The sequence below is a fragment of the Kordia antarctica genome (assembly GCF_009901525.1).
Classification (GTDB): domain Bacteria; phylum Bacteroidota; class Bacteroidia; order Flavobacteriales; family Flavobacteriaceae; genus Kordia; species Kordia antarctica.
Map to the genome: position 1 here is coordinate 502,215 of NZ_CP019288.1, position 13,039 is coordinate 515,253.

Annotated in this window: 11 protein-coding genes; 8 read left to right on the forward strand and 3 right to left on the reverse strand. The window is 32.6% G+C overall.

The annotated features are described in order from the left end of the window. Positions 1 to 51: 51 nt before the first annotated feature. The 5 genes from hpf to IMCC3317_RS02245 all read left to right on the forward strand — a co-directional run bounded on the left by hpf (position 52) and on the right by IMCC3317_RS02245 (position 6,724). Complete coding sequence (hpf, locus tag IMCC3317_RS02225; protein WP_160127877.1) at positions 52 to 354, forward strand: ribosome hibernation-promoting factor, HPF/YfiA family; 303 nt, start codon at positions 52 to 54, stop codon at positions 352 to 354. Positions 355 to 526: 172 nt separating this feature from the next. Further along, entirely contained in the window at positions 527 to 1,177 is a 651-nt protein-coding gene (locus IMCC3317_RS02230) for an SDR family oxidoreductase (RefSeq protein ID WP_160127878.1), read from the forward strand. A 281-nt stretch (positions 1,178 to 1,458) separates the two neighbouring features. Further along, a complete protein-coding gene (locus IMCC3317_RS02235) occupies positions 1,459 to 3,396 on the forward strand; it encodes a ComEC/Rec2 family competence protein (RefSeq protein ID WP_160127879.1) in 1,938 nt (645 codons plus the stop codon). Positions 3,397 to 3,527: 131 nt separating this feature from the next. Beyond that, positions 3,528 to 4,418, forward strand: coding sequence for an EamA family transporter (locus IMCC3317_RS02240; protein ID WP_160127880.1), 891 nt, complete (start codon positions 3,528 to 3,530; stop codon positions 4,416 to 4,418). Positions 4,419 to 4,510: 92 nt separating this feature from the next. After that, complete coding sequence (locus tag IMCC3317_RS02245) at positions 4,511 to 6,724, forward strand: DNA cytosine methyltransferase (RefSeq protein WP_160127881.1); 2,214 nt, start codon at positions 4,511 to 4,513, stop codon at positions 6,722 to 6,724. Here the strand turns inward: IMCC3317_RS02245 and IMCC3317_RS02250 are convergent. Further along, positions 6,717 to 7,646, reverse strand: a complete 930-nt coding sequence (locus IMCC3317_RS02250) for a hypothetical protein (protein WP_160127882.1) — start codon at positions 7,644 to 7,646, stop codon at positions 6,717 to 6,719. The genes IMCC3317_RS02245 and IMCC3317_RS02250 overlap by 8 nt on opposite strands. 25 nt (positions 7,647 to 7,671) lie before the next feature. Next, positions 7,672 to 7,884 carry a helix-turn-helix domain-containing protein gene (locus IMCC3317_RS02255; protein WP_160127883.1) on the reverse strand — a complete coding sequence of 71 codons (213 nt, stop codon included), beginning with the start codon at positions 7,882 to 7,884 and terminating at the stop codon, positions 7,672 to 7,674. Positions 7,885 to 8,192: 308 nt separating this feature from the next. On the opposite strand from IMCC3317_RS02255, the gene IMCC3317_RS02260 reads away from it, so the two are divergent. The 3 genes from IMCC3317_RS02260 (at position 8,193) to IMCC3317_RS02270 (ending at position 11,542) form a co-directional block, all read left to right on the forward strand. Further along, positions 8,193 to 9,533 (forward strand): DEAD/DEAH box helicase, encoded by a 1,341-nt coding sequence (locus IMCC3317_RS02260; RefSeq protein WP_160127884.1) that lies wholly within the window; start codon positions 8,193 to 8,195, stop codon positions 9,531 to 9,533. A gap of 213 nt (positions 9,534 to 9,746) precedes the next feature. Further along, positions 9,747 to 11,282 carry an SDR family NAD(P)-dependent oxidoreductase gene (locus IMCC3317_RS02265; protein ID WP_160127885.1) on the forward strand — a complete coding sequence of 512 codons (1,536 nt, stop codon included), beginning with the start codon at positions 9,747 to 9,749 and terminating at the stop codon, positions 11,280 to 11,282. A 68-nt stretch (positions 11,283 to 11,350) separates the two neighbouring features. After that, positions 11,351 to 11,542 carry a cold-shock protein gene (locus tag IMCC3317_RS02270; protein WP_160127886.1) on the forward strand — a complete coding sequence of 64 codons (192 nt, stop codon included), beginning with the start codon at positions 11,351 to 11,353 and terminating at the stop codon, positions 11,540 to 11,542. A 483-nt stretch (positions 11,543 to 12,025) separates the two neighbouring features. Here IMCC3317_RS02270 and IMCC3317_RS02275 read toward each other — a convergent pair whose 3' ends face one another. Next, entirely contained in the window at positions 12,026 to 12,847 is an 822-nt protein-coding gene (locus tag IMCC3317_RS02275; protein WP_160127887.1) for an SDR family oxidoreductase, read from the reverse strand. Positions 12,848 to 13,039 lie beyond the last annotated feature (192 nt).

Below are 13,039 nucleotides of genomic sequence, written 5' to 3' on the forward strand. Positions count from 1 at the left end.
TAAAAGTGTCCTAGAAAGCATAATCATACGAACCTTAAAAACACAAAGAATATGAATATTATTTTTGAATATCACGATGTTACGGCAAGTGAATCATTAGAAGAATTTGCAACAGAAAAACTAAATAAATTAGCAGAAAAATATGATATGGTCATTCGTGCTGACGTATTCTTTAAAACAGAAAATACAACTTCAGATGAAACAGGAATGATTTGTAACATACGTTTGAGTCTTCCAGGACCTAGACTTTTTGCGGAAGCAAGTCATGCTAAGTTTAGAGATTCAGTTTCAGAATCTGTAAATGATTTGGAACGACAATTGCGCAAACGTAAAGAAAAGATGGCGCGTCACTAAAAGTGAATCCTCTATTTTTTACACTTAAAAGAAATCTAAAAAGAACTACGACGAAAAGAAATTTTGGAATTCGCGAGTTTGTGAATGTAAAAGCAATTACGCTGCCTAAAAAGTAGTCGAGTTGCTTGGATTAAACAGAAAAATAATTATTAATTAATGTAAAAGAAAGAACATGGAAAAGAACAAAGAAAATGTATTAGTAGCTGGTGCTACTGGTACGACAGGAAAAAAAATAATCAATTTATTGAATCAATCTCAATATTTTAATCCAATCGCGATGGTGCGAAAAGAGGAGCAAAGAGCGCAATTTGAAAGTAAGAATATAGAAACTGTTTTGGGCGATTTAGAAGAAAATTTGTATCACGCCACAGAAAATATAGATAGAGTTGTGTTTGCTGCCGGATCAGGCGGAAAGAAAGTAATTGAAGTAGATCAAGAAGGAGCAAAAAGATTGATTGATGCTTCTAAGAAAAATCATGTAAAGAAATTTGTTATGTTGAGTTCTATGGGCGCAGATCAGCCAGCACAAGCAGGCGATTTGAAAGATTATATGCAAGCGAAAGCAAATGCAGATGATTATTTACGAATCAGCACATTAGATTATGCAATTGTACGACCTGGCGAATTGACAAATAATGCAGGAATTGGGAAGATCAATCTTGGAGATAATTTAGATAAATCGGGAAGTATCAGTCGTGATGATGTAGCGCAAACATTGGTTCGTTCATTAAACGATGGAGCTGCACACAACAGAACTTTCGAAATTTTAACAGGAGAAGAACTCATCGGACAAGCGATGGATAAAGTTGCTAAGCGTGACTAATGTATTTTAAAATACACATTAAAAATTGCTATAAGAGAGAAAAATCGTCATGACATGTTGTTGTGGCGATTTTTTTCGAGATTAAATTAAATCTTCTTTAAAAGACGCTCAAAATTGGTTTCGCACATCAATCAATTTTGACCTTTTTTTGATGAGATAAATAGCAGGAAAATCAAATTTTTATATCAATAATCTGTTAATTTCTAATCAATTACGGTTTCACGTAATAAAAGTACTGTAATATTTTATACCTTCTGTGTGTAATTCAAAAACTTATAATCATGGCACAAGGATGGATACGCGCATACGGAGATGAATTTAGATTTTTCAAAAATAAAAATCCGAAAAGGAAAGAACGATCTTTTTTTAGAAAATCATTTACAACTTCACTTTTTGAAACTACTGATGATACTTCTACAGTACTCAAAACATTACATTGGGGAGATGAAATTACACTTCCTGAAGGTATTGGTTCCGCATCATGGACAAAAGCTATGGTTGATGGAATAGAGGGTTTTGTTAGAAGATGGCATGCCGTAGAAATTGGTTATTTAGCTAAAGATACTACAGATTCGAAAACGCCTTACACTACACGATTAGAATTAAATAACGACGAATATAAGAAGGATTTACTTTGGGGAGATGTAATTCAGATTCGAAAACGAGAAGGCGATGAATGCTTAATTCGTGCTAGAGGTTGGTATGGTAAATTGCCAGCACGACTTATTAGCGAAACAGGAATTTTGGATGTTAGTTTTATCGATGTTGGGCAAGGTGACGGCGTATTAGTACGATTTCCAGAAGGTAAACACATGTTAATTGATGGTGGATTGGAACGAACGAACCAAATGACAGGGAAAAATGCCGCAGATTTTGTCGATTGGAAATTCTTTTCAGATTACGGCGATTATTCCATTACACTAGATAGTATGATGGCTTCTCATTGTGATGCAGATCATTACGGCGGACTTTGGGATTTGGTAAAGTACGATCCGAAGAAAGATGAAGAATTAGATTGTATTGAATTCACAGCCAAAGAGTTTCATCATGCAGGATTATCTACTTGGGTTAAAAAAGACGATACGCACAAAGATAAACTTGGTCCAACAGATGATGGATGGTTTGTCAGACTTTTAGGAGATAGTGCAGATGCTAAACGCTGTTTAGATAAAACGAATACTGATACTTTAAATGGCAATTGGAAGAGTTTTATTAAGAAGATTCTAGCATTAGAACATCAAACTCAATTTCAAAGAATAGGTGTAAAGGCGGAAGATTTGGCAACCAATAAACCTTTGCCTGAATTATGGAAAGATGAAACAGCATGTAGTATAAAAGTGTTGGCGCCAGTGACTAAAAATAAAAATGGAAAAATTGCCTTGAAAGACCTTGGAAATACCGGAATAAATAAAAATGGACATAGTATTTGTTTGCGTCTTGATTATGGAAAAGCACGTATTTTATTAACAGGCGATTTAAATACGGCTAGTATGAACTGGCTAACGGAAGCCTACGGTGACAAAATAGATAACTTTAATTGCGATGTTGCCAAAGCATGTCATCACGGAAGTCACGACATATCTTTCAAATTTTTAAAACACATCAATGCTGGCGCAACTGTTATATCTTCGGGTGATGCAGAAGGGTATGCGCATCCAAGACCTGAAGTTGTTGCTGCAAGTGCTGTGACAGGACATTTTGAACTTGATGAAGAAAAAGACCGATTGATAACTCCGTTGATATATATGACTGAAATTGAGCGTTCTGTATCTCTAGGAAAAGTAAGTCATATTAAAATTCAAAATCATTCCAATGGCGATGGAACAGTTTCAGATAAAGCATTATTAGCTTTAAAAAAGAGAGAAATAAAAGATAACGCACTATTTTCATATGAAGAACGAAATGCATTTGATACGATCAAAGATAAAAACGAAAAAAAAGCGTTTAAAAAAGAAATTATTGAGCGTGAAAAAGCATTCATTGCATCTACGGAATCTGAACACAAACAATCGAAAACTACGGCAAGTTATCATTACAGAAGCGTGCACAAACTCTTTACAATTAATTACGGAACGCAACCAATAGAAAAAACACGTATTTTAACCAAAAACCATTATGGATTGGTAAATATCCGAACGGATGGAGAAACGATTATGTGCGCAACGATGAAGGAATCTGGCGGCGGATGGACGATTCATACGTTTCCAGCTAGATTTTAAATTATACGCAAATGAACATAAAATAGCACATTTTCATTTTTCTAATTTGACACAAAATAATATTCAAGAAATTGGATGGAAGTCGCATCAACTCAAAACAAGGTTGTACATTTGCGGTTTACCAAAATTACATGAAACCAATACCTTCAAAAGTCCTCATTATACTTGCATTTATCGCCATTTACATCATTTGGGGAAGCACGTATTTATTGAATAAAATTGCGGTTACAGAGTTGCCAGCATTTTTTTTAGCATCTGTTCGTTTTTTCTTTTCCAGTATATTATTATTCGGATTAGCGAAAATAACTGGTGCAAAAATAGGAATCAGCAAACGACAGCTTTTAAATTCTTTAATTGTTGGTTTTTTGTTTATGGTTTCTGGAAACGGAATTTTTGTATGGGCTTTAAAATATCTTGATAGCGGTTTTGCTGCTTTATTGGCTTCTACACATCCATTATTCGTTTTGATTATGATGCGTTTGATCGATAAAAAAAAGATGAAAACAAAGTCCATTATTGGCGTTGCATTGGGTATTATTGGAATGTATTTATTGGTAAGTCAAAAGGAATTTGTAACTGATGACGATACATTAATCGGAATTCTAATGATTTTTGTATGTATCATCGGTTGGAGTTATGCAGGCGTTTTTGTGGCAAAAGCTGATTTACCCAAAAGTCCTTTGGTCAGTACTGGTTATCAAATGGCAATTGCAAGTGTTTTGCTCGCAATTATTAGTTTTGCGCTAGGCGAAGAATGGACTTCTCCATTAATTTGGAGTTCAGACGTAAAATGGTCAATGATTTTGTTGATTATTTTTGGAAGTATTGTAGCATTCACGGCTTTCAATTACTTACTAAAAGAAGTTTCCACAGAAAAAGTCGCAACGTCATCTTACGTAAATCCTATAGTCGCACTGATTTTAGGTTGGTATGTGTTGGATGAACAACTCACAACACAATCCATCATTGCGGCAGTCATTTTATTGGCTGGTGTTTATTTTATTACATCTAGGAAGAAGTAGGGATTTGGAAAAATTTACATAATTTCAATAGGTTATTTTATTTAGTGTCCGTAAATTTGTCCGTGTCCGCATAAACGTCCGCAATTCAAAATATGGCTACAATAAATTTCTATCTCGATAAACCTGATAAAAAAGGATTCTCTCCGATTCACTTAACAATTAATTGTAATTCTGAACGAGTTAAATTATCAACAGGGGAAAAAATAAAGCAAGAAAATTTTGACAAAGAGACTCAATCAGTAAAAGAAAACTCCGAAAGAGCAACAGAAATAAATCATTACTTAGCTTATTTGAAAGATAGGGCAGATGATTTATTAAATAACTCCTATAAAAAGAGTTATACAAATAATGATATAAAGAAAATGTTAAATGGCTTTGTAAGTGCTTATAAGGAAAACCATAGCGTGAAAATTGTAAGAGAACAAGTTGAGTTATATGGCAATCCATTTACTTTTGTAGATTTATTTGCTGGTGCTGGTGGTTTTAGTGAAGGATTTTTACAAGCTGAACATAATAATAAGTTTTTTGACTTTCTTGTTGCTAATGATATTAATGAAAATGCTGAATTAACTCATGTCGTAAGATATAATCATCAATTAGGTTTAGATGCAGATTTTTTATGTCAAGATATAACTGAACCTGATTTTTTAGATAACTTACTTTCCAAAACTAAAGATAAACAAGTTGATGTTGTATGTGGTGGACCACCTTGCCAAAGTTTTAGTTTAGCCGGTAAAAGAAGAAAATTTGACAAGAAAGATGATTTGTTTTCTCATTATTTAGAAGTAATCAAAGTACTTCAACCAAAGTACTTTATTATGGAAAACGTTAAAGGAATTTTAACAAAAGAGAAAGGAAAAATAAAAGAGTTGATTCTTAAAGAAATTAACTCAATAGTTGATATTAAAGAAATTCCTCGCTTATCATCTTTTATAAAGTCTTTAAAGAAAACCAATGTTGATAGTAGTTTCTTATTAGATTGTTTAATTAAGAGAATTGAAATTGAACAGTTCACGGATTCTAAATCAGAAGAAGCAAAAGAGATTTACATAAAAACGATTGATTCTAAGTTTAAAAAGCTAACTCCAAATATTGCTGATTATAAAACGAGTAAAACTGATGAAAGAATAAGTACAATTAGACACGGTTTTAACCTTTTAGTTAGAAATAAAGAATGGGAGAAATTAAAACGTGATATTATTCGTGAAAAGGACTTTTGTAATATTGATAATGATTACTTCGTAGACTCTTTTACTCAATTCCTCACAGATATAGATTCAAATGAAATAATTAATAAGGTTGAAAAAGCATTTAACAAATTAAATGTAGCAAAAGAATTTAAGCAATCTTGTGATGACATAATCGAAGCATTAAAAATTTATGTTTTAAACATTGATGATTGTCTTACAATGATTCGTGCTTACTGTGATAAAGTTCAAAACAGAGAGTTAGATGAAATAATAAGCGACATAAGACTTTATAAAATAGAAGCTCCATTTATAGCAAATTCATCAAATTACGGAGTTCCTCAAAATAGAGAGCGGGTTTTATTCATTGGATGTAGAAAAGATCAAAAATTTATATCAGAAATTCCATCAACTGTTACAGAAGAAGAAAAGGTTTCTGTATTTGAAGCGTTGCATGATTTAGATTTCATTGGAAACAATCAAGAAGCTCATCAATATCATTTAGTTGATATTTCTAAACAATATAATGGAACAGCAAAATTAATGAAAAGCCTTTTAAAGAAACGTTCAATTAATGGCAAACCAATTAAAATAAAAGGAAAAACTTTCGCAGAATGGAGTAGAAGTGGTCGATTAAATGGTCGATTTAAAAAAGCTACCAAACCTTTTTACGTTAAAAATGAAGAAGCTTTAAATAAAGGAGAAAAAGTTTATGACCTTCTTCACAATCATAAAACAAGTAATCAAGGAGAAGACGTAATTAAGCGTCTTAATATAATCTTAAAAGAAGGAAATTATAAAAGAGCTCAGGAAGAATTAAATCAATGCGGATTATCTTCTAAAAAGAGAAATTACAACGTATTAAAACCAGATAGTCAAAGCCCTACGGTTATGACAATTCCTGATGATTATATACATTACAATTCCCCAAGAGCATTAACTGTTAGAGAAATGGCTAGATTGCAATCATTTGATGATTCATTTGTTTTTCAAGGTAAACGTTCCACAGGCGGAAATAATAGAAAAACAGAATTACCTCAATATACTTTGGTTGGCAATGCTGTACCACCATTAATGGCTAGAGCTGTAGCTTTAGAAATATTGAAGAATATTAAATAATATCGAAATAAGATAAACTATTACTGAATTTTGGAATTGCACTTTTTACCTCAGTACGAATATTATTTGGGTATCCAGTTTGAAAATTATTTGAAAATATTTCTTTTAATGAACGTGCAACGTTGTTTTCGGTTGGAAGTCCCCAATAATTACCGCCAGATAAATTGGTCACTCTCTTAACCGCTACAGAACTACCTTTGTACTTTGCGTTTTGATTAGAAGGAACTGTTACAAATGAATATGAAAAGTTACTAGCGTTATGAATATTAAAACCATTTCTACCAATAGTAATATTTCTTCCGCTAAATCCATTTGCAGAATATATCATATCCCAAAGCATCGGAATTTGTGCATTATCATTCCAATTAGCCTTACATTGAATTACACCAATTTCATAATCATCAAAATCTCTAGCAGAAAGAAAATCTGATAGTTCAGTATTAAATTTTCCTTTTTTGTAGTTATTTATTAAGTTTCCATTATTGGATATTGCTAACTTAGAAATATCAATATTATAATCTGGTAGATCAGGAAATGTTATAACAGTAATATCTGATTCTGTGTTACAAGCAAAATTTCCATAATTTACTGTTATAGCATCCTGAATCGGTTTGGGTACTAAACTCATTTTTCTTATGGCAACAGTTCTACTTCCCACTGTACAAAGGTTAATATACCAACATACCAATGATTCCCAAGCTACGCCGCCTCCAGATAATTGACCTTGACCACGACCTGAAGCCCCAGTAGTTCTAAATATATCTGATAATGAATCTCCAAGATTAATAACATCTAATTCATTATAATTATTTCCTAAAATTTGATTTGTTTTTATTTTCCAAGTTGGCCAACAATTTTTAAATGTATTTGCTGTAAATAAGCTTTCTATTGATATTTTTCTGAAGTATTCTGGTATTGTCATATGTATTTAGGCTATTATAACTTTCTTATTTTAATTTGAGATCCGCACATATTTCTTTGAAAATTTCACAAGGATTTATATCAATTGCTAATGCAATTAAATATAATTCGTTTACTCTAAGTTTTGTACGTTTATTATTTGCTAACTCACTAAGTCTAGTCTTGCTAATTCCTGTTTTTCTTGAAACGTCGGAACGATTAACTGATTTTCTTGATAGGAACAATCCTAATTCGGTCATTATTTTCTATTTTTTGGAACATAAATTTAAATAATAAGATAAAGTATTCCGATTTTAAGAATATTTGATTTCAATTTTATCTGTTTTTAAGTTTATTTGTTTAGAAAATCGGAATTTATAATCTTAAAATAAGAATTATACTTAGTCAAAAACATTCTAAAGCTCTACAATAGTAAGTTAGATATACTTTTTTGCTAAAATAAGATTTCAACTTTAAAATATATTTATACAAACCACCCAATTAAATATAACCCAATCAAAACAAATTCCTCCAAAACTCTACTTACCTTTGCCGAAAATTATTTTTCATGTCAAAACAGTTTTCAGATTTAGGAATTAATGAACAATTACAGCAGAGTTTAGCGGACTTGCAAATTTCTGTTCCAACGGATATTCAAGAAAAAACGATTCCGATTATTCTAAATCAAAAAGAAGATGTAGTTGCACTAGCAAAAACAGGAACTGGGAAAACTGCTGCTTTCGGATTGCCTTTATTGCAATTGATTGATACTGAAAACACCGCAATTCAAGCTGTAATCTTAGCACCAACGAGAGAATTGGGAAATCAGATTTTTAATAATTTACAATCTTTTGCAACACACAGTCCTAAAATTTCGATTGCTTCCATTTGTGGCGGCGTTCCTATAAAACCTCAAATAGAACGATTGAAAGAAGCTACACATATTATTGTAGCAACTCCTGGACGTTTGGCAGATTTAGTAAAACGAGAAGCCATCAACATAAAAAATATCTCTTACTTTATTTTAGATGAAGCGGACGAAATGTTAAGCGCGCTGAAAGAAGGATTGGATAGTATTATTAAAGAAATTCCAAAATCGAGACGAACTTTATTGTTTACAGCGACAATGCCAGGAACCATTAAACAATTGGTTCAGAATTACATGTCAAAACATGTGGTTCATATTGAAGCAGATATGAAAACTGTTGGTCATCAAGGAATTGATCATCAATATGTGGTGGTTGAACCGATTGAAAAACTAGAAGTTTTGCTTCATTTTTTAAATTCTAAAGAAGGCGAACGCGGAATTATTTTTTGTAAAACGAAAGCCGCAGTTAATAAATTAGCAAAAAAATTAGCTATAAATAAGTTCTCTTCTGGAGCAATTCACGGAAGTCTTTCGCAGGGAATTCGTGATCGGATTATGGGACAATTCCGAGAAGGTTATATAGATATTTTGGTTGCAACCGATTTGGCAGCGCGTGGAATTGATGTCAAAGAAATTTCATATGTTGTCAATTATCATTTGCCAGATACGTTTGACACGTATGTACATAGAAGCGGACGAACGGCGAGAGCAGGAGCAAAGGGACTTTCCTTATCTGTTATACAAAAAGAAGAAGTGATAGAAATTCCTGAATTTGAAGAAGAATTAGGAATTACGTTCAGTGAATTTAAAAAAGCGGACGCACAAAGTATTGAAGAGAATAATGGCTTGTTGTGGGCGAAAAAAATATTCAAGACGAAACCAAATCGTGATGTTTCGGAAGATTTTAAATCTAAGATAAAAACCATTTTTCATCATTTGACAAAAGAAGAATTGGTAGATAAAATATTCGCAAATTATTTGGCTCAAACAACTACTGTTGCTACAAAATCGGAGGTTTCTAAGAAGAAGCGAAATAAGTAATATCAACCCATTGTATATTTCAAATTCAAAAGTACAATGAAGCGTCAGGTCGAGTGATTTTGAGGCACGAAAAATCGTATCGAGAACCTTTCAAGTGTAAAAAACTCCTTTCTCGATACAAATTTTACTCATTTTCAATCGTAAAATTCACTCGAATTGACGAATTTTATCAAAATTCACAACTGGCAAAAGAAAATATATTTTTATAATTTTATGAGTGAACAAAATCGCAATCTAGATATAGAATCTTGTATCGAAACGATGCAGAAACTATTAGATGATACCAATCAACTTTTCGAATTGCCAGAAGCGCAACGAATTGCACTTTTTAAGGTTGCAGGCGAATTGTCTAGACCAAATCGTGATGAGTTTCAACGGCGCCGAAAAGATGCTAAGAAAGCCGCGAAACGTAAAATGATTGCGAAAGACAAACATGCTCGGAAAACTACAGGAATTAGATCTGCACGTGAAACCGCACTGTTTGTTGCTCCAAAATTACTCGCTGCTGCTTCAATTCCTGATGAAGCATTAGAATTAGAATCGCCAAGAAATTGTTACGTGTGTAAAACAGTGTACACGAAATTACATCATTTTTACGATACAATGTGTACAACTTGTGGCGATTTGAATTATGCAAAGCGTTTTCAAACTACAGATTTAAAAGATCAAGTTGCTGTAATTACAGGTTCTCGATTGAAAATTGGGTATCATATTACATTGATGTTGTTACGTTCGGGCGCGACAGTTGTTGCTACGACACGTTTTCCAGCAGATTCTGCCATTCGATTTTCTAAAGAAGAAGATTATAAAGATTGGAATGATCGTTTGCATATTCACGGACTCGATTTACGACATATTCCAAGTGTGGAGATTTTCTGTAATTATATAGAACAAAAGTATGATCGCTTAGATATTTTAATCAATAATGCTGCACAAACTGTGAGAAGACCTTCAGGTTTTTATTTCCATTTAATGGAAAATGAAAAATTGCCTGTAGATCAACTTCCGAAACTAGCACAGCGTTTATTGAAAGATCATGTGAGTTGTTTACAAGAATTGTCTGATTTGAGTGTTGATTCATCAAAAACAGCTAAAAATAATATGTTGCCAGTTACTTGGCACGGACCTGAACCTGGAATTGGGTTGCGAAATTCAGCCGAGCTTTCTCAAATTCCGTATAGTTTTGATAATTCGTTACAAACTGCTGAAGTTTTTCCAGAAGGTGAATTGGATGCTGATTTACAACAAGTTGATTTGAGAAAAACGAATAGTTGGCGATTGAAATTAGGCGAAATTGAAACCACAGAAATGGTAGAAGTACAATTGGTCAATGCTGTTGCGCCTTTTGTGTTGTGTAATCGGTTGTCAAATTTGATGATGAAAGAAGATACTGGTAAAAAACATATTATTAATGTATCGGCAATGGAAGGGAAGTTTCATCGCTTTAAAAAAGAAGATAGACATCCGCATACGAACATGGCAAAAGCCGCTTTAAATATGCTAACACATACATCTTCAGCTACTTTTGCAAAGTCCGGAATTTACATGAATGCGGTTGATACAGGTTGGGTTACAGACGAAGATCCTGCTGAATTGTCGAAAAAGAAGGTGGAAGTTCACGATTTTCAGCCTCCGCTAGATATTGTTGATGGAGCTGCGAGAGTACTAGATCCGCTGATTGACGGAATAAATACGGGAAAACATTGGTGCGGAAAATTTTTAAAAGATTATTTTCCTATCGATTGGTAGGTTTTATATCTTTTTTGGCACTATCTTTGCCTAGTTAAAAGTAATTATTAAAAATTAAATATATTAAGATGAGTAAAGGAACAGTAAAATTTTTCAACGACACTAAAGGATTTGGATTTATCACAGAAGAAGGTGTTGAAAAAGACCACTTTGTACACATTTCAGGATTAATTGACGAAGTTCGTGAAGGCGACGAAGTTGAATTTGACCTAGAAGAAGGAAACAAAGGTTTAAACGCAGTAAACGTAAAAGTTATCTAAAAAATATACTTCAAGTTTTACAAAAGCCCATCTATAAAGATGGGCTTTTTTTGTGGTTATAACTCGTCCAGAAATAAACATATAGTTTCTAGAAAATTTAGGCGCCTATTTAACCTGAGTTCGATATAAGTTTACTCAAATAAAATTTTGAACATAATTTCAAAACAAGTGCTAAGTATCTGATTTTCATATTTTTATTTTCGTTTTCTTTGTTCGCACAAAGAATACTGAATCAAGTTCAGCACAGGCTTCACAAAAGAAAGTGCGCTTTTAGTTCGTATGATTTCTATTTTATATTTTGGAACTCATGAATCTTTGATTTCCAGAGGTATTTTTAGTTTTTCTTTTATGGAAAAACTAAAACCACATGAATTTTCCTAAATTTTCTCCAAGGATTCGAAAATTCTTAACGAAAAACCCCTGCTATACTGCGGAAAAGACAAAAAAACACTCTGAAATTTTACATCGAACTCAAGTTATTTATTATTTTTTTGAAGGATCTACGGTGTCAGATTGGATTTTATATTGCGTTTCTTGATATTCTTTACACATTGCAACAAAATCGGTTGGTAAAATCGTTCTAAAATCATGCGATTCTTGAGGTATAATTTCTATCATTTTTTCAATCATTGCTTTTGGATCAAACTGATTTTCTGCCATTTTTTTCGCTGCAGCTTCAATATTTTTTAATGGTGTAAAATGTACATCTTCATCAAACCATTGTGCATAACTGTCATACATTCTATCGTTAAAACCTGTATCATAAGGACCAGGATTAATTGTTGCAACAGTAAGTCCCATTGGTGTTAATTCGTCTCTTAAAGACTGTACAATAGATTCAAGCGCATGTTTAGACGCATTATACGCACCTAAATATGGAGTTGTAGAAAGTCCGGCAACAGAAGATACAAATACTAATTTTCCACTTCCTCTTTTTACCATTTTTTGGATAAAAGGTTGTGCAAATTCAAGATTCGAAAATACATTCGTTTCCATTACTTCACGTATTAATCCTACGGGCATTTCAGAAACTGGCCCAGAATGTCCTATTCCAGCGTTGTTTACTAATATATCTACATCGTATTCCCAAGCTTTTTGGCAATCCATGATGTCTAATATATTCAATTTTATGATTTCGAGATTATCTTGAACACCTGCTTTTTTGGCATCTTCAATCAACCTTGATTTTTGTTCCCATTTGTGAACTCCTGCAATTACTTTGTGTCCTTTGGCAGCAAGACCTAACGCAGTTCCTTTTCCTAATCCTGATCCAGCTCCTGTAATTAAAATTGTTTTTTTAGTCATTTTTTATATTGTTTATGTAATGGACATGTGTACTAAATGTATCGATTACGGTTTAAAATTTATTTATTTTGAATTGTATCAATACAAATTTAAGCGGAAGCGGAACACACTATTAGCTTGAATACATTATATGTTAACACATTCCTTAGAAATATATAATGAATTTAATCATTAGAGTTTGTAGTACATTAA